Raw genomic sequence first — 16486 nt, 5'->3', positions numbered from 1 at the left:
CTCCAAAACCCCTTCGGGCCAAAAGTGTTACCCATGTCTCCGGTATAAACCGTAACCTATGTGTCCGGAACGGACCTAGACGTTATGGCGGAGGGAGTGGGATTCGAACCCACGGTGAACTTGCGCCCACGCCGGTTTTCAAGACCGGTGCCTTAAACCGCTCGGCCATCCCTCCAGCGACTGCCGGCCACTGCTCTAGTGTGCCCGGCAAAGGCCTGTCAACCGGCTTGCATGAGCAGGTCGCTCCCTGAGCCTAGGACAGGACAGGCGGCGTCACAATCTTGCCCGGTTCCGGCCACAATCGGTTAATACCGTGATAAACAATTCCTGCGCACAAAGGATCGGGGTTCGAGGCGTCGTTGGCATTGTCGAGTGAGTGCTTTGGCTCCTCTGATGGTCGGATGCGACGTCTTCATGAGATTTAGGGGGCAATCAAGAATGCAGGCTGTGACGCACCCGCGTCTTCGTCGCGTTGCCACGGTTGCGTTGCTTGCAGCGTCGGCTGCATTGCTCGCCGCTTGCGCGTCGCAGCCCGAGCCGAAAGGGATGGTCTACAAGAAGACCCGCTCCAAGGAATATTTCGCCGAGACCGAATATGGGGTGAAGGCCAGTCCGCGCGCTGCCTTCATGCGGCGCGGCGGCGGTCGCGACCAGCTTGGCAAGCCCTATCAGGTGCGCGGCAAGTGGTATTATCCCAAGGAAGACAAGAAGTACGCCAAGGTGGGTCTGGCATCATGGTATGGCGACGCCTTCCATGGCCGGCTGACCGCCAATGGCGAAGTCTACGACATGGCGCATCTGACGGCGGCGCATCCGACCATGCCGCTGCCCAGCTATGCCCGCGTCACCAACCTCGAAACCGGCAGTTCGGTCATCGTGCGCGTCAATGACCGCGGCCCCTACCATGAGGGCCGCATCATCGACGTCTCGGAGCGAGCCGCGCAGATGCTGGACTACGACAAGGTCGGCACCGCGAAGGTGAAGGTCGAATATGTCGGCCGCGCGCCGCTCGACGGCAATGACGACCAGTACCTGATGGCCTCTTACCATCCAGGTAACCGCATACCGGACCCATCGGACGGCCTGCCGACCGGCGTCATGGTGGCCATGAACGGGCCTTCGCCGAGCCTTCCGGTCAGCGCGGCCGCCGTGCCGTTTCCAGGTCAGCTGACGGATGCCGCGGCACCGATGCAGGGACGGATGGCCGCGCAGCCGGCCTTCGGCGATCCGGCGCTGCCCGATTTTGGACCGATCGTGCCGGAACGGCCGCAGATCAGCCTGCCGCCGCAATCGCCGTTCGCCATGGCATCGCTGTCCTATGCGGATGAACGCGTCCATCGCGCGGATGTCTTTGCCGCTCTGGACGACAGCGGCATGTCGCCCGCAGACATCCTGCGGTCGTGGAAAAACGCCGGCCGCCAAGCGGCGCCATCCAGTGCCGATTATGTCGCCGCCGGCACGTTCGACGACGCCACCGAAGCCACACGTGTGGCCTCGGCACTAAAGCCCTTCGGCAGAATAGAAATCCAGCGCTCCGATCTCGACGGCAATGACTGGTATGCGGTCAACCTCTATCCGGACGGCCATGGCGGTCTGGACGAGTTGCTGAAGGCGGCGTGGTCTCATGGCGCGCCCGACGCGCTGGTCGTGCGCGACTGATCCAGCGCCGGTTTGCGCCCGGCAGTTGATCCCTCACCGAAAAAGCCCGATAGTTTCGGGACGCCGGAGGGGCCGGCCAACGGGTCGATTTTCATGCAGTTTCGCTTGCTACAGCCTTTCGCCGTTTTTTTTCTCCTCAGCCTCCTGCTTACGCTTTCGCCGGCCCAAGCGCAGCTTTTCGAGACCAAGGCCGCGCAAGCCTTCATGATCGATGCCGATACCGGCACGGTGCTGTTTTCGAAAGATGCCGATAAACCCATTCCGCCGGCTTCGATGGCCAAGCTGATGACGATGGAAGTGGTTTTCAACGCCCTCAAATCCGGGCGCCTCAAACTCGACGATACGTTCGTGGTCAGCGAAAACGCCTGGCGCAAAGGTGGCGCGCCGTCGGGGACCTCGACGATGTTCGCCAAGCTCAAATCGGCGATCCGGCTCGAGGACCTGATCCAGGGGGTGACCGTGCAGGCCGCCAATGACGGCTGTATCGTCATCGCCGAAGGCATGGCCGGATCCGAGGACAATTTTGCCGGAGAGATGACCGAACGTGCGCGCCAGATCGGCCTCAAGACGTCGACTTTCGTGAACTCCACTGGCCTGCCGGCCGACGGCCAGCAGACAAACGTGCGCGAATTGGCGCAGCTCGCCCTGCATCTATGGCGCGAATACCCCGATTTCTACCGGTATTACGGGTTGAAGGATTTCACCTGGAACAAGATCTCGCAGAGGAACCGCAACCCGTTGCTGGCGATGGACATCGGCGCCGACGGCCTGGCTGTCGGCGCAAGCGAGACATCCGGTTTTGGCATCGTGGCTTCGGCCAGCCACAACGGCACGCGGGTGATCGCGGCGATGAGCGGGCTGGCAAATGACAAGGAGCGCACAGAAGAGGCACGCAAACTGCTCGATTGGGGCGTTCGCTCGTTCGAGAAGACCGAAATCTTCGCCAAGGACGAGGTGGTCGGAGAGGCCCAGGTTTTTGGCGGCATGAAATCCGGCGTGACGCTCAAGGCAAAAGGTCCGATCGACATCTTCCTGCCGATCACCAACCGCGACAAGCTGACGGCCAGGATCATCTACACCGGCCCGGTCGCGGCACCGGTGGAGGAGGGGCAGCCGGTGGGCGCACTGCGCGTCTGGATCGGCGACACGCTGAGCCAGGAGACACCGTTGTTCGCCGCCGAGTCGATCAGCGTCGGCACGTTGCCGCAACGCGCTCTCGATGCCGTCAAGGAACTAGCGATCGGCTGGCTTCGATAGCACCGACGGCATGGACGTTTTCCCGAACGCGGACTATCTACAGCGCAACAATCCACTCGAACACGAACAAAGGCCCTCGGTTGGCGCGCGGTTTTTTCATCACCTTCGAAGGCGGCGAAGGCGCAGGCAAGTCGACACAGATCGAGCGGCTGGCCACCAAGATGCGCGCCAAGAAGTATGATGTCGTACGGACACGCGAGCCGGGCGGCTCGCCGGGCGCCGAAGCGGTCAGGCATGTGCTGCTTTCGGGTGCCGCCGAACCGTTCGGGCCCAAGATGGAAGCGCTGCTCTTCGCAGCCGCGCGTTCCGACCACGTCGAGCAGGTCATCCGTCCGGCGGTCGAACGCGGCTCCATCGTGCTTTGTGACCGCTTCCTGGATTCCTCGCGTGTCTATCAAGGCGTTACGGGTGGGATCGATCCGGCATTCATGGCCATGCTGGAACAGGTCGCCATCAACGGCATGATGCCCGACATGACGCTGATCTTCGATATCGACCCGGCCGAGGGTTTGAAGCGCGCGACATTGCGGCGTGGCAGCGATGCCACAGCCGACCGCTTCGAAAAAGAGACGCTGGCCATCCACCAGGCCCGCCGCGAAGCGTTCCTGGCGATCGCCGCGGCAGAGCCGGAACGCTGCATCGTCGTCGATGCGTCCGCCGATCCGGACACGGTGGAGGATGTCGTCACGGCGACCGTGTTCGCGGCACTGGAGGCAAGGGCGTCCGAGCGCAACAGGCAGGTCGCACCCGTATGATCTTCGAACGCATCGCGCCGGAACAGCATGATACGCTGGACGGTGTGCCGGAACCCTCCGAAACACCGCGTCTGGTCGGACACGGGCAGGCCGTCACCATGCTTGCCGCCGCCTATCGTGCGGGAAAGCTGCCTCATGCGCTTATCTTCGCCGGTCCGGTCGGGATCGGCAAGGCGACGCTCGCCTTCCATCTCGCCCACCACCTTTTGAAGCATCCGGCCTTCGACCAGGCGCCTGGCAACCTAGCAGTTCCCGATCCGGCCTCGCCGCTGTTTCGCCAGATCGCAACCGGCGCGCATCCCGGCGTACTGCATCTGACCCGCCCGTTGAACGACAAGACCAAGAGTTTCAAGACCGTCGTCACCGTCGACGAAATCCGCAAGGTCAGCCGCTTTCTGTCGCTGACTTCGCATGACGGCAGCTACCGGGTGGTGATCGTCGATCCGGCCGACGACATGAATGCCAATGCGGCCAATGCCTTGCTGAAGAATCTCGAGGAACCACCGGCACGGACCCTGTTCATTCTCATCGTCCATGCACCCGGCAGTCTGCTGCCGACGATCCGCTCGCGCTGCCAGGTGGTGCGGCTGACACCGCTCGACGCCAACGAACTGATGGCGGTGCTGGAGACAGCGGAGCCGCCGCCGCCCGACGATCCGGCCGCGAGGGCTGCATTGGTCGAGCGGGCAGGGGGCAGCGCCCGCAACGCGATCCTGTTGACGCAGTATGGCGGGCTGGAGATCGCGCGGACGCTGGATGGACTGGTGGCGACGGGAAAGAGCGATATTGGCGGCGCCTATCGCCTGGCCGAGGCGGTCGCGGGCAAGGACCAGGCGATACAGTTCGACATCTTCAATCGCCGGGCGCTGGACCTTCTGTCGGATGCGGCAAGCCAGGCGGCGCGGGCTGGCGATCTCAAGCGGGCCAAAGCGCTGTCGGACAGTTGGCATGAGGCGCTGGACGCTATATCTGAGACGGACACCTACAATCTCGACAAAAAGCAGCACGCCCTGACCATGATCGACCGCCTGAATTCTGCAATGCGAATGTGACGGGCCTTTTTTGGTGCATGCCGTTGCCCCTTAAACCGGGCCACTTTTGGGCGGCATGCACTGGTCTCGGGATGGCAATCGCCATTCCGATGCGATATCCACCGCCACGGCCTCCATTCAGACATTCATGACGGTTCATTCATGTCACGCGACACATTCTACATCACGACCGCGATTTCCTATCCGAACGGCAAGCCGCATATCGGCCATGCCTACGAGCTGATCGCCACCGATGCTCTTGCCCGCTTCGAGCGGCTCGACGGCAAGCAGGTCTTCTTCCTTACCGGCACCGACGAGCACGGCATCAAGATGCTGCAGACAGCCAAGCGCGAAGGCATTTCTGCGCGCGAACTGGCCGACCGCAATTCAGCCGAGTTCAAGCGCATGGCGACCGCGCTCAACGCCTCCAACGACGATTTCATCCGCACCACGGAGGAGCGCCATTACGCTGCTTCGCAGGCGATCTGGAAGGCGATGGCCGCCAATGGCGACGTCTATAAGGGCGGCTATGCCGGCTGGTACTCGGTGCGCGACGAAGCCTATTACGGCGAGGAGGAGACCGAGGTCCGTCCCGACAATGTCCGCTACGGGCCGCAGGGAACGCCGGTCGAATGGGTCGAGGAAGAGAGCTACTTCTTCCGCCTGTCGGCCTATCAGGACAAGCTCGTCGCGCTTTATGAAGGCCAGCCCGACTTCATAGGTCCGGCCGAGCGCCGCAACGAGGTGATGAGCTTCGTCAAGTCGGGACTGAAGGACCTGTCGATCTCGCGCACCACATTTGACTGGGGCGTGCCGGTACCCGGCGACGAAAAGCATGTCATGTATGTGTGGGTCGACGCGCTGACCAACTACATCACCGGCCTCGGCTATCCCGATGAAAAAGATGAGAAATGGAAGTTCTGGCCAGCCGATGCGCACATCATCGGCAAGGACATCGTGCGCTTCCACGCGGTTTATTGGCCGGCCTTCCTGATGTCGGCCGGCATCCCGCTGCCGAAGCGCGTCTTCGGCCACGGCTTTCTGTTCAACCGCGGCGAGAAGATGTCGAAATCGGTCGGCAACGTCATCGACCCGTTCACCATGATCGAGCATTATGGCCTCGACCAGGTACGCTACTTCTTCCTGCGCGAAGTGCCGTTCGGCCAGGACGGCAGCTACAGCCATGAAGCGATCGTCAACCGCACCAACGCCGATCTGGCCAACGGTCTCGGCAATCTGGCGCAGCGCTCGCTGTCGATGATCGCCAAGAATTGCGGCGGCGTGGTACCGAAGCGCGGCGACCTGGCGGAAGCCGACAAGGTGATCCTGGATCAAGCGATCGACGCTCTCGCCACCGCGCGCAAGGCAATGGCCGAACAGGGCATCCATCTGGCACTGGCGGCGATCTTCGGCGTGGTTGCGGAAGCCGACCGGTATTTCGCCGGACAGGAACCCTGGGCGCTCAAGAAAACCAATCCCGAGCGCATGGAAACGGTGCTGTGGACTACGGCCGAAGTGGTCCGGCGCGTGGCGGTTCTATGCCAGCCCTTCATTCCGGGCTCGGCCGGCAAGCTGCTCGACCTGCTGGCGGTGCCGGCGGATTATCGCGAGTTCGTGCATGTCCACGCCGACCACGCGCTTGTTTCCGGGACGGCGCTGCCTGCGCCGGAGGGCGTGTTTCCGCGCTATGTCGAACAGACGGACGCGAACGCCTGATGCTCGTCGACAGCCATTGTCATCTGGACTTTCCGGACTTCGCCGAGGAGCGGGCGGCCATTGTCGCCCGCGCCAAGGCGGCCGGAATCGGCCGCATGGTGACGATCTCCACGCGCGTGAAGCGGTTTCAGCAAGTTCTTGAGATCGCGGAGACTTTCGACGAAGTCTATTGCTCGGTCGGCACTCACCCGCACAATGCCGCCGAGGAGCTCGACGTCACCACCGCCGACCTTGTCCGCCTGTCCACTCACCCAAAGGTGGTGGCGATCGGCGAAGCAGGTCTCGATTATTTCTACGACAAGGCACCGCGCGATGCGCAGGCGCAGGGTTTTCGCGCTCATATCGCCGCCGCCCGCGAGACCGGGCTGCCTCTCGTCATCCATTCACGCGATGCCGACGACGACATGGCCGCCATTCTCGAGGACGAGACAGGGAAGGGCGCCTTCCCGTTCATCCTGCATTGTTTTTCGTCGGGACGGCGGCTCGCCGAGGTCGGCGTGTCGTTTGGCGGCTATGTGTCGTTCTCGGGCATCCTGACCTTCAAGAACTCGATCGAATTGCGCGCCATCGCCGCCGATTTGCCGCGTGACCGGCTGCTGGTCGAGACCGACGCGCCATATCTGGCGCCGGTGCCGTTCCGCGGCAAGCGCAACGAGCCGGCTTACGTCGCGCAAACCGCCAAGGTGCTGGCCGAGACAATCGGCGTCAGCGAGGCTGAGATCGCGGCGGTGACGACCGATAATTTCTTTCGGCTGTTTGGAAAAATGCCTCGCCAGCAGGCGCTCGAGACATGAGCGACCGGCTGCGCCTGACAATTCTCGGCTGCGGGTCGTCGCCAGGCACGCCGCGCATCACCGGCGACTGGGGCAATTGCGATCCCGCCAATCCCAGGAACCGGCGCATGCGCACGGCGGCACTTGTCGAGCGCATTGCCGTCAATGGCGGCCGCACCACGGTCGTCATCGACACCGGCCCGGATTTCCGCGAGCAGATGCTGATGGCTTCAGTCCGGCGCATCGACGGGGTGATCTACACCCATCCGCATGCCGACCACATCCACGGCATCGATGACCTGCGCGGCTATGTGCTGGAACAACGGCACCGCATCGGCATCCATGCCGACGAGCCGACCATGCTGCGGCTGCGCGAGGCGTTCGGCTATTGCTTCCAGACGCCGGTAGGCAGTTCCTATCCGCCGATCGTCGACGCCCACATCATCGATCATACCCGGCCGGTCGTGATCGAAGGAGAGGGGGGCGCCCTCACCTTCGAGCCGCTGCCCCAGATCCATGGCGACATCATTTCGCTGGGTTTCCGCATCGGTGCGCTCGCCTACTGCCCCGATGTCAGCGACTTTCCCAGGACCACAGCAGAACGGCTGCGAGGTCTCGACATGCTGGTCATCGACGCTTTGCAGTACAACACGCATCCAAGCCATCTTTCGCTTGGCCAGGCGCTCGACTGGATCAAGGCGCTTTCGCCTGGGAGCGCCGTGCTGACGCACATGCACGGGCCGCTCGATTACATCGCCGTGATGGCTGAGACGCCCGACAATGTCGAACCAGCCTATGATGGCATGGTGATCGAAATCCCATACGAGTCAAACCGGTAGAGGCTGCTGCTCAGTTGGCGTTTCAAGTCGTCGTTTGAACGTTCGACCATGGTTCGAGGTCGTGAAGTGCCGGTGGCGTCCATTCACGATGTTTGCCGGCAACGCGCAAAACAGCAGCAACTTCCCGGCCGGGCTATAGGCATAAGTTCCATAATCTATCTTATGCGACTTTTATCACGGCGTAAAAAGCATCTCGAATCCATCTCACAGCCCTGCTTCACAGCCCGGGCTTCCGAAGCAGACCGGACCAAAAGCGTCTCAAACTCGCGAATGAAACTGGCGCACGCCGCTCCATGCCGCGGTATTCGATCCTGTCGCGACCGACCGCTTCGTCATTCCAGACCAATTCAAAGGCGATGCCTTTGAATCCGAGCTCGCCAATCTGACGCACGATGGTCTCTTGCAGATAGATATCGGATAGTCGCACGCCATCGGGCCGCTCCGGCAACTTGAATATCTCGGCCCCGCCGATGGCCTCCGGCCGAAGGACGAGATTTTCGATCGTCATGATACCGCCATCGTCAAACCGGACGGTTCTTGAACGTTCTTCGTCCATCGCATCGACCACATTGGTGACGTTGAACAGCGATATGGGTTCGTCAGCACGAAGCGGCAGGAAGTCACCATACGGTTCTAGAATCGGCCTTAGCACCTTCAACGGCGTGCTCCTCAGAATGAGCACGTGCTCGCCGAGCCAAGGAAAATCCGAATATAACCGGGGTGTTCCGTCTTCTTGCTCGCGCAGGAATTTCATCCGCGGCGGACGCCATCGCTTCTGGCCCAGGTCGCCGAGGCTCGCGAATAGCTGGTAGTCCTCGGCTTGTTGGGGAAGAACCCATTCCTGTCCCTCCACTACAAGCGGACTATAGATTTTCACCCGACCTCCTGACCCGGCGCCGCCGACACCGGCACGTCGCTCGAGACATCGCGTCCGGTTTGGCGGACGCCCGTACCGAGCATATCATGCCAGATGACGCGGCGGCGGCGCGCGACGCTTTCCATGTGTTCCTACATCGCGACCGGTCGCATCAGGGCAGCCTCCGGTGGTCGAGCAGGATGCGGTGGATCTGGATTCGCTCCGGTAATTCGATCAGGAACTCCGGGTCGCGGTCGAGATGGTGGACCTTGGTTGGCTCACCCTTGGTGAAAGCCGTCATCGATTCGTGGTCGGGCCAGTACGAGATGGTGGTGAACCAGCTTTCCCCTTCGCGATCCTCGCGAAACAGCTGGACGCCCAGGGCGGTCTTCTCAAGCGGCGGAATACCTTCGGCTCTCAAGTAGACTTCGTAAGCGTCGCCTACGTCAGCCCGGGTACGGCCGCGCCAGATGCGTGCGATGGTCGGCGTTGTCGTCATCGATCTTTCTCCTTTTGCACCTCTTCAAATCCTTGTGCTGAGCCATGGACGCGCGTCAGGAAGTCCCGCACCAGCGGAAGCGCGCTATCGAAATGGGTTTCCAGAAGCCAGTGGCCGGCGCCTTTCACTGCGGCCGGCATGTAGCCATCTTCCGGTCCCCAGGCGATGAGAGTCGGCGGCTGTCTTTCGCGCAAATAGGCATAGCTGCCAGCGCAGCGCTACCTGCTGGCTGATTCCGTTGCGCGTAGCGGCAGCGAGGCGTCGTAGGCGTTCCTAAAAATAGTCGAGCACCCCGCTGAAAGCAGTTGCTATTGCAATGACGTGGACGAGGCCAAGCGCCAACCAACCGGCGCGGCCGGCTTGAGCAACAAATGCCCCATAGGCAGGAAACTGTGCCACAGCCAACCCTAGGGAAAGGCTGGTAATCGTGTTGTCGGTCAAAAGAGTTGCCAACATGGGGATTGGATAGAGAATGCGGGCTAGCACATAGTCGCCATGCCCAGCTCCGGCCGAAAAGAGTGCCAGCAGGAAGGCAACGGGAGTAGCGCATAGGCCGAAAAGGAGACCTGCCTGCCATGAGAACTTTGGCAATGTCATTCCCTTCCCCATCAACCACATCTATGCGGATGCGTTCGGCCATAAGAACCGCGGCACTCGACAACAAAGATAGATCATGCGGATTTTCCTCGGTCGGTCCATTCGCTTTATCGCAGTTCCAGTAATCTGCAACGTTTACCCACTTTAGCAAGCTCAATGTCCCCGTCTCAGGGCCGCCTCCAGCTTGGAACCGACGGAACTTCTGGACGGCGATTTCGGCAATGGAATTCGACCATCCCAGCAACTACGCTAGCTTCAATCCATCACGCCTCGGCTGGACTCAAAGGCTTATCAAGAATGACCACACGATCTTCCTTTCTCGGCTTGCCCGATCGCCTCGTCGATGACACGGCCCCCCGCGCGGTGATCTTCGGCGCTGGGCACGGCAGCACCTATCCCGGCAAGGACAGCAGCGGTCATGCCTTGGCCGCCGATGCCATCCGCGTTGCGAGCCAGGGTGATGCCGCGCTCGTCGAGCATTGGGATTTCGATCTCGGCGGCCCGCTGTTCGACGGCAAGCCGGTCTGCTGCGTCGACGCCGGCGACATCCTGACCATCATGCATGACAATGCCGGCAACCGCGCCCGGATCGAGGCGAAGACGCGCGAGGTCCTGTCCTTGCCGGCCGTGCCCATCCTGCTCGGCGGCGACGATTCCGTGGTCAGTCCCTTCCTCGCCGGCTTCGCGGATCACGGGCCTGTCTGGATCCTGCAGATCGACGCCCATATCGACTGGCGAGACGAGGTGCATGGCGAACGCCACGGCTACTCCAGCCCGATGCGCCGCGCGAGCGAGATGGCGCATGTCGCCGGCATGGTGCAGGTCGGACTGCGCAGCGTCGGCAGCGCACGCCTCACGGAAATCGAAGCGGCGCGGCGCTATGGCAGCCGTTTCGTCACCGCTCGCGAGGTCCATGCTCTGGGTGTCGAAGCGGCGCTCGGCCATATTCCGGAAGGCGCGCGAGTCGTCGTTACCCTCGACTGCGACAGTCTCGACCCCGGCATCATGCCGGGCGTGGCCGCGCGTACGCCCGGCGGCCTCACCTATACGCAGGTCATCGATCTCATCGCGGGCCTGGGCAAGCGAGCGAGGATCGCCGGATTCGATCTTGTGGAGCTCTATCCGCCATACGACATTGACGGCCTGTCGGCGCTCACCGCCGCGCGCCTTCTTGTCAATGTTATCGGCGCCCTGGTCAGGCAGGTTTGAGACCCGACCTGAGGTGGAATACGGCCCCGGTCCGCCTTTGCGCCCGCTTCATGGCTTGCAGGAAAACTTTTACCGAGGCCCCTGCTCCAGGCTGATCCGGTAACTCAGCGAACGCTTCGCGCCCGGCGCGATCAGCATCAGGCCGGGCTTGTCGGTGAACTCGCCATCGAAATCCAACGGACTGGCAATGCCGTGCCAGGGCTCGATGCACAGGAACGGTGCGCCACCGGGTTTGGACCAGATGCCCACTTCCTGAAATCCCTGCCATGAGACCTCGATCGCCGGACCGTCATCGGCGCCATAGCGAACGCTGTTGCTGGCCGGCCGGTCCAGGATCACAGCGTCGTCGTCAAACAGCCGTTCGGACAGCTCGAGCACAGTGCCTTTGACCGGCGTTGGCTGCGGCGTTGCGATGAGCAGGCCATCCTTCAGCCGGCGGATCGGCGCTGGCTCTGCCTGGGCAAACGTCAGGCGATAGGCGTCCTTGGCCGTATCGGGCAGAACCGGCCAGTTGAACGCCGGATGCGCCCCGATCGACGCCGGCATCGGTTCGTCGCCGCCCGGGTTGGTAATCTCGAATTCTATGTCGAGTTGCGCCTCGCCCAGCGTATAGGTCACGGCCAGTCGAAATGCGAACGGGTAGTGCGTTCGGGTTTCCGCGTCGTCGGTGAGCACCAGCGTGCAGGATCGAGGCCCCCTCTCCGCCCACATAAAAGGCTTGTCGCGGGCGAAGCCGTGCTGCGTCATCGGATAGGTCTGGCCGCGATGGTGCAGGTGATCGCCCTTCAGCCGGCCGACGATCGGAAACAGCACCGGCGAATGGCGCCGCCAGGCCGGTCCAGCCTGCCACAGGAACTCAAATCCTCGTGCATCCCGCAGGGAAACCAACTCTGCGCCGTGGGCGATGATGGTTGCCGATATGCCCTCGCCATGAAGCGTCAGACTGTCCTGTTCCATATGTCCTCGCGGTTCGTCCGGCGTGGCCGGCAGGCTAGCAAATGGCCGGGCGTGAACTCAAGGTGGCGGACGGCATTTGCATTTCACGCGATCGCGATGAACCTTGATGGTGGGCCAGGCGCCCCTTTCGAAAGAAAATGGCCGGAGGTTTCCCTCCGGCCAGCCAAGACTCAAAGCTGTTGCCTGCTACGGTCCGGACTATTCCCGCTCGCCGGTAAAATTCAGCAGCAGCTGGAAGATGTTGATGAAGTTCAGGTAGAGCGAGAGGGCACCGAAGACGGCGAGCTTCTGGCGCGACTCCGCATCGAAATTCTCCGCGTATTGCTCCTTGATCGTCTGCGTGTCCCAGGCCGTCAGGCCGATGAACACGGCAATGCCGATGACCGAGATGGCGAACTGCAGCGCGGTCGAGCCGAGGAAGATGTTGACGATGCTGGCGATCACCACGCCGATCAGGCCCATGATCAGGAAGGACGAGAACTGCGTCAGGTCGCGCCTTGTCGTGTAGCCATAGAGGCTGGTGGCGCCGAACATGGTGGCGGCGATGAAGAAGGTGCGCGCGATGCTGGTGCCGGTGAAGACCAGGAACACCGAAGCCAGCGACAGGCCCATGACGGCACAGAAGGCCCAAAACATCGCCTGCGCGCTTGCCGCGGACATGGTCTGCATCTTGAACGAGAACAGGAGCACGAAGGCGAGCGGCGCCAGCATCACCACCCATTTCAGCGGGCTGGAAAAGATCGGCACATAAAGCGCCGGCGTCGACGACACCAGGAAGGCGACAAGGCCGGTAACCACCAGGCCAAGGCCCATATAATTGTAGACGCGCAGCATGTGCTGGCGCAGGCCCTCGTCATAGACGGCTCCAGTCCGGGCGCCTGTGCCCACGCGGTATCCAAGATTGGGCGTATTCATTCGAGGTCTCCTTTGTGGATTGGTCAGTAAAGCGTTCTGGCGAGCGTTTCGGCGGCGCGGTCGAGATCATGAACCTCGCTTTTGGCGACGACAGCGTAGGCGACATCGCCGATCTGGAAATAGGCCGAGGAGATGTCGCCCGAGGGCGCCACGGTCGGCTTGACCACATCGAAAGTGCCCGGCCGGATCGCAAACAGCGAAACCAGGCCCATCTCCTTGGCGTCGACCGCAATCTCGACACTCGGGCCGAAGCGCGACGGATAGATCTGCACGTCGCGGACCTTCCAGTCCTTCGGCAGTGCCGGCATCACGATGGCGGTGGCGGCGCGGATCTCGCCGGCATTGTAATTAGGCGCCTCGGTCTGCGAGGGCATGTTTTCGCGCAGCAGCGTCGTCCTGTGTGCCTGTACCGCCTCGTCGACATAGGCGGGCGGCTGCGGTGAAGCGACGACCTTGGTCACCGACATCGGCCCGACGATGCCGTTGGCCAGCCAGCCGGCGGCAACGAAAGCGGCGACCGCTGCCGCGCGTTGCAGCACACCGAAGATGCGGCCCCGGCCAAGCCCCCTCTCCAGCCGCCGCGCCGCATCGGCCGTCGCCGGCCGCGCCATGCCTTCGGAACCGGCCAGCGCCATGCGCAGTTCGTCGCGGGTGCGCAGATCCGACATCACACGCGCGGCCGTGTCCGGACGCTCCGACAGGAAGGCTTCGACCTCGATGCGGCGGCTGACGTCGAGCTGGTCGTCGATATAGGCGTCGAGATCGGCGTCCGTAACCGGGTCGACAAGAGCGGTCATGAGTCACCTCCCACGATCCTGAGATGATTTTTGCCCCGGGCGGGCGCCTCTTCCATCTGCCGCAAGGCCGCGCGCGCCCTGCCGATACGCGACATCAGCGTGCCCAGCGGCACGCCGCTGGCGTTGGCGGCCTGCTGGTAGGAGAGCCCTTCGATGGCGACCAGATGCAGCGCCGAGCGCTGCTCTTCCGGCAGGCTGAAAAAGGCTTCGCGAACCTGCGCCAGGCGCACGGAATGTTCCTGCGGCGCCGGGGTGCTGCCGTCGGCCAGATATCGGGCCTGTTCGAGGCGTGCCGCTTCCGAGCGGCGCGAGCGCACGCGGTCGATGAAGGTGTTATGGACGATCGACAGCAGCCATGCGCGCAGGTTTCCGCCCGAGCGGAACGTGCCGCGACGCTCATAGGCGCGCACCAGCGCGTCGTGGACGAGATCCTCGGCCTCGACGCCGTCGCGCGTCAGCGAACGGGCGTAGCGCCGCAGCGACCCGAGCTGTCCAATGATGTCAAAGCGTGGCATCGACCGTTTCATGCCCTGTCTACGGAGCATGTGGGGATTTTAATCCCGGCCGTGCCGATTTTTCTTCGCGGGAAAATATATCGGTTGCAGGTGTCTCGTCTCGCTAGGTGCCGTGAGCGCCCTTAGGTCCAAGTGGATTTGCCGGTTTGGGAACCGTCACGCCGCAGGCGCGCAACACCCACCGGCGGCCGTCGCTGCGTAAATCGGTGATGCTCAGTGGCTCGACGTCGATCTTCGAGCTGGCGGCAAGCGGCGCCCCGAGAACATGCAGGATCGCGGCGCGGATGACGCTGGCATGCGTCACGGCGATAGTATGGCCACGTTCGACGATCAATCGATCCATCAATCCGGCGGTCCGTCGGGCAACGTCGGCCAGCGGCTCACCACCATGCGGGGCTGCATTCGGATCCATGAGCCATGCGGCGATTTCTTCGGGCTGTCGCGCCTGCACCTCTTCAAAGCTCTTGCCTGCCCATCGTCCGTAATTCTGGTCGGCCAGCATCGGATCGACGGACGCGTCCAGCGACAGCGCCTCGGCGGTCTGACAGGCGCGAAGCGCCGGCGCTGTCCACACACGGTCCGCGCGACGCAGCGTCCCTCGCATCGCTTTTGCCAATGTCAGCGATCGTGGCTCCAGCGGTTCATCCGAGGGAAACCGCCCTTTCCGGGTCGTCGCCGTGGCACCGGCGCAGATCATGGTCAGACGGACGAGCATGGAGCATGCCTTCTCTGAAGTGGTTGAAAGCCGCACCGGCAGGTGCCGCCTTTCGCGCCGCCGCGATCAAAACCGCTGGTGAAACGTGGCCAATTTGCGTATCACTCCGCCGCGCCAACGGAACCATAATGATGTTCGAAGACCTGCAGCCAGCTCCCGCCGACAAGATTCTTGCGCTGATCGGCCTCTATCGCGCCGATCCACGCCCTGGCAAGGTCGATCTCGGTGTCGGCGTCTACAAGGATCGGGACGGCAAGACGCCGGTTATGCGGGCCGTGCGCGAGGCCGAGAAGCGGCTGCTGCAGGGCCAGGATACCAAGACCTATCTCGGCCTTGCCGGCGATACCGGGTTCAACACTGTGATGGCCAAGCTCGCCTTCGGTCCGGGCGCGGACCTGTCGCGCATCCGGGCGGCACAGGCGCCCGGTGGCTCCGGCGCGCTGCGGCTGGTGGCAGAACTGCTCAAGCGGACGCGTTCGGATGCCACGGTCTGGGTCTCCGACCCGACCTGGCCGAACCATATGCCGGTGATGCGTGCCGCCGGCCTGCAGATTCGCGACTATCCCTATTTCGATGCGGCCTCGGGAGCGGTTCGTTTCGACGACATGCTGGCGGCGCTGCGGTCGGCCAACACCGGCGACGTGGTGCTGCTGCATGGCTGCTGCCACAATCCGACCGGCGCCAATCTGGACGCGGCTCAGTGGGAGGCCGTCACCGATCTCGTCGTCGAGCGCGGTCTGCTGCCATTTGTCGACATCGCCTATCAAGGGTTTGGCGACGGCCTGGAGGCCGATGCCCTCGGCTTGCGGCTGCTGGCCGCGAAAGTTCCGGAAATGGTTGTCGCGTCGAGCTGCTCGAAGAATTTCGCGGTGTACCGCGACCGGGTCGGCGCGGCGATGGTCCTGGCCAGGGACGGCGCGCAGGCCGACGTCGCGATGAGCCAGATACTGTCGGCGGCGCGCGCCATGTATTCGATGCCGCCCGACCATGGTGCCGCGGCGGTGCGCATCGTCCTGGAAGACGCCGCGCTGCGTGCCGACTGGGAAGCAGAACTGGAAGAGATGCGTCTTCGTATGCTGAGGCTTAGGGTCGCATTCGCCGAGGCGCTGCGCCGGCACTCCAATTCCGATCGCTTCGACTTCGTTGCCAGCCATCGCGGCATGTTCTCGCGGCTCGGCCTCACGGAAGCGCAGGTCGAAAGGCTGCGCGCCGAGCACGCCGTCTACATGGTCGGCGACAGCCGCATCAACGTGGCCGGCCTGCCCGAGGACGGCATGGATGACCTCGCCAAGGCGATTGTTTCCGTGCTGGACTGACGAGGCGGGTACGGTGCGCCTGTGGACAAGGTCCCCTCGCCGGCTGACAGCGTTGGCCGAGTGACGGTTCGCGCGATAGC

At 63.0% G+C, this 16486-nt stretch carries 18 protein-coding genes and 1 tRNA gene; 9 read left to right on the top strand and 10 right to left on the bottom strand.

The genetic code is table 11. From position 1 onward, the window contains the following. Positions 1 to 85 precede the first annotated feature (85 nt). A tRNA-Ser gene (locus LB554_RS24555) sits at positions 86 to 175 on the bottom strand. Positions 176 to 438: 263 nt separating this feature from the next. Between LB554_RS24555 and LB554_RS24550 the strand changes: the two genes are divergently transcribed. The 7 genes from LB554_RS24550 (at position 439) to LB554_RS24520 (ending at position 8030) form a co-directional block, all read left to right on the top strand. Next, complete coding sequence (locus tag LB554_RS24550; protein WP_224587340.1) at positions 439 to 1659, top strand: septal ring lytic transglycosylase RlpA family protein; 1221 nt, start codon at positions 439 to 441, stop codon at positions 1657 to 1659. Between the two features lie 93 nt (positions 1660 to 1752). Beyond that, positions 1753 to 2916: a D-alanyl-D-alanine carboxypeptidase family protein gene (locus tag LB554_RS24545; protein WP_224587339.1), complete on the top strand. Its 1164-nt coding sequence runs from the start codon at positions 1753 to 1755 to the stop codon at positions 2914 to 2916. Positions 2917 to 2996: 80 nt separating this feature from the next. Next, the gene (gene tmk / locus LB554_RS24540; RefSeq protein ID WP_015317900.1) at positions 2997 to 3671 is read left to right on the top strand and encodes a dTMP kinase; all 675 of its coding nucleotides are present in this window, start codon (positions 2997 to 2999) and stop codon (positions 3669 to 3671) included. Next, on the top strand, positions 3668 to 4723 hold the full coding sequence (locus tag LB554_RS24535) for a DNA polymerase III subunit delta' (protein ID WP_224587338.1): 1056 nt from the start codon (positions 3668 to 3670) through the stop codon (positions 4721 to 4723). The genes tmk and LB554_RS24535 overlap by 4 nt, the downstream gene beginning before the upstream one ends. Before the next feature lie 141 nt (positions 4724 to 4864). Beyond that, positions 4865 to 6418 (top strand): methionine--tRNA ligase, encoded by a 1554-nt coding sequence (metG, locus tag LB554_RS24530; RefSeq protein WP_224587337.1) that lies wholly within the window; start codon positions 4865 to 4867, stop codon positions 6416 to 6418. Further along, a complete protein-coding gene (locus LB554_RS24525) occupies positions 6418 to 7212 on the top strand; it encodes a TatD family hydrolase (protein WP_015317903.1) in 795 nt (264 codons plus the stop codon). The genes metG and LB554_RS24525 overlap by 1 nt, the downstream gene beginning before the upstream one ends. Further along, entirely contained in the window at positions 7209 to 8030 is an 822-nt protein-coding gene (locus tag LB554_RS24520; protein ID WP_224587336.1) for an MBL fold metallo-hydrolase, read from the top strand. The genes LB554_RS24525 and LB554_RS24520 overlap by 4 nt, the downstream gene beginning before the upstream one ends. A gap of 217 nt (positions 8031 to 8247) precedes the next feature. On the opposite strand, the gene LB554_RS24515 is transcribed toward LB554_RS24520, so the two are convergent. From LB554_RS24515 to LB554_RS24500, 4 genes are all read right to left on the bottom strand, one after another. Then, a complete protein-coding gene (locus LB554_RS24515) occupies positions 8248 to 8907 on the bottom strand; it encodes an imm11 family protein (RefSeq protein ID WP_224587335.1) in 660 nt (219 codons plus the stop codon). 151 nt (positions 8908 to 9058) lie between these two features. Further along, complete coding sequence (locus LB554_RS24510; RefSeq protein ID WP_140717220.1) at positions 9059 to 9385, bottom strand: hypothetical protein; 327 nt, start codon at positions 9383 to 9385, stop codon at positions 9059 to 9061. Further along, positions 9382 to 9525, bottom strand: coding sequence for a hypothetical protein (locus LB554_RS24505; RefSeq protein WP_411962651.1), 144 nt, complete (start codon positions 9523 to 9525; stop codon positions 9382 to 9384). Before LB554_RS24505 ends, LB554_RS24510 begins: the two co-directional genes overlap by 4 nt. Before the next feature lie 133 nt (positions 9526 to 9658). Beyond that, positions 9659 to 9982, bottom strand: coding sequence for a hypothetical protein (locus LB554_RS24500; protein WP_140720482.1), 324 nt, complete (start codon positions 9980 to 9982; stop codon positions 9659 to 9661). Between the two features lie 297 nt (positions 9983 to 10279). Between LB554_RS24500 and LB554_RS24495 the strand changes: the two genes are divergently transcribed. Next, positions 10280 to 11191 carry an agmatinase gene (locus tag LB554_RS24495; protein ID WP_140824408.1) on the top strand — a complete coding sequence of 304 codons (912 nt, stop codon included), beginning with the start codon at positions 10280 to 10282 and terminating at the stop codon, positions 11189 to 11191. 69 nt (positions 11192 to 11260) lie between these two features. On the opposite strand, the gene LB554_RS24490 is transcribed toward LB554_RS24495, so the two are convergent. From LB554_RS24490 to LB554_RS24470, 5 genes are all read right to left on the bottom strand, one after another. Beyond that, positions 11261 to 12148, bottom strand: a complete 888-nt coding sequence (locus tag LB554_RS24490; RefSeq protein WP_224587334.1) for an aldose 1-epimerase family protein — start codon at positions 12146 to 12148, stop codon at positions 11261 to 11263. Positions 12149 to 12346: 198 nt separating this feature from the next. Further along, positions 12347 to 13063, bottom strand: coding sequence for a Bax inhibitor-1/YccA family protein (locus LB554_RS24485; protein WP_224587333.1), 717 nt, complete (start codon positions 13061 to 13063; stop codon positions 12347 to 12349). A 23-nt stretch (positions 13064 to 13086) separates the two neighbouring features. Then, the gene (locus LB554_RS24480) at positions 13087 to 13860 is read right to left on the bottom strand and encodes an anti-sigma factor family protein (protein WP_224587331.1); all 774 of its coding nucleotides are present in this window, start codon (positions 13858 to 13860) and stop codon (positions 13087 to 13089) included. Beyond that, a complete protein-coding gene (locus tag LB554_RS24475) occupies positions 13857 to 14387 on the bottom strand; it encodes a sigma-70 family RNA polymerase sigma factor (protein ID WP_411962652.1) in 531 nt (176 codons plus the stop codon). Before LB554_RS24475 ends, LB554_RS24480 begins: the two co-directional genes overlap by 4 nt. Positions 14388 to 14478: 91 nt before the next feature. Beyond that, positions 14479 to 15090, bottom strand: a complete 612-nt coding sequence (locus tag LB554_RS24470; protein ID WP_224587329.1) for a histidine phosphatase family protein — start codon at positions 15088 to 15090, stop codon at positions 14479 to 14481. 131 nt (positions 15091 to 15221) lie between these two features. Here LB554_RS24470 and LB554_RS24465 point away from each other — a divergent pair, with 131 nt between their 5' ends. Then, positions 15222 to 16406: an aromatic amino acid transaminase gene (locus LB554_RS24465; protein ID WP_224587343.1), complete on the top strand. Its 1185-nt coding sequence runs from the start codon at positions 15222 to 15224 to the stop codon at positions 16404 to 16406. Positions 16407 to 16486: the final 80 nt, after the last annotated feature.

The organism is Mesorhizobium sp. CO1-1-11 (assembly GCF_020164995.1).
Lineage (GTDB): Bacteria > Pseudomonadota > Alphaproteobacteria > Rhizobiales > Rhizobiaceae > Mesorhizobium > Mesorhizobium australicum.
The sequence above is the reverse complement of the archived record's forward strand: the minus strand, read 5'-3'. Positions and strand labels throughout refer to the sequence as shown.

Coding starts and splice junctions, on each gene's coding strand:
- LB554_RS24550 (WP_224587340.1), top strand. CDS start 439: ATGCAGGCTGTGACGCACCCGCGTCTTCGTCGCGTTGCCACGGTTGCG.
- LB554_RS24545 (WP_224587339.1), top strand. CDS start 1,753: ATGCAGTTTCGCTTGCTACAGCCTTTCGCCGTTTTTTTTCTCCTCAGC.
- LB554_RS24535 (WP_224587338.1), top strand. CDS start 3,668: ATGATCTTCGAACGCATCGCGCCGGAACAGCATGATACGCTGGACGGT.
- metG (WP_224587337.1), top strand. CDS start 4,865: ATGTCACGCGACACATTCTACATCACGACCGCGATTTCCTATCCGAAC.
- LB554_RS24525 (WP_015317903.1), top strand. CDS start 6,418: ATGCTCGTCGACAGCCATTGTCATCTGGACTTTCCGGACTTCGCCGAG.
- LB554_RS24520 (WP_224587336.1), top strand. CDS start 7,209: ATGAGCGACCGGCTGCGCCTGACAATTCTCGGCTGCGGGTCGTCGCCA.
- LB554_RS24510 (WP_140717220.1), bottom strand. CDS start 9,385: ATGACGACAACGCCGACCATCGCACGCATCTGGCGCGGCCGTACCCGG.
- LB554_RS24505 (WP_411962651.1), bottom strand. CDS start 9,525: ATGCCGGCCGCAGTGAAAGGCGCCGGCCACTGGCTTCTGGAAACCCAT.
- LB554_RS24500 (WP_140720482.1), bottom strand. CDS start 9,982: ATGACATTGCCAAAGTTCTCATGGCAGGCAGGTCTCCTTTTCGGCCTA.
- LB554_RS24495 (WP_140824408.1), top strand. CDS start 10,280: ATGACCACACGATCTTCCTTTCTCGGCTTGCCCGATCGCCTCGTCGAT.
- LB554_RS24490 (WP_224587334.1), bottom strand. CDS start 12,148: ATGGAACAGGACAGTCTGACGCTTCATGGCGAGGGCATATCGGCAACC.
- LB554_RS24485 (WP_224587333.1), bottom strand. CDS start 13,063: ATGAATACGCCCAATCTTGGATACCGCGTGGGCACAGGCGCCCGGACT.
- LB554_RS24480 (WP_224587331.1), bottom strand. CDS start 13,860: ATGACCGCTCTTGTCGACCCGGTTACGGACGCCGATCTCGACGCCTAT.
- LB554_RS24475 (WP_411962652.1), bottom strand. CDS start 14,387: ATGAAACGGTCGATGCCACGCTTTGACATCATTGGACAGCTCGGGTCG.
- LB554_RS24470 (WP_224587329.1), bottom strand. CDS start 15,090: ATGCTCGTCCGTCTGACCATGATCTGCGCCGGTGCCACGGCGACGACC.
- LB554_RS24465 (WP_224587343.1), top strand. CDS start 15,222: ATGTTCGAAGACCTGCAGCCAGCTCCCGCCGACAAGATTCTTGCGCTG.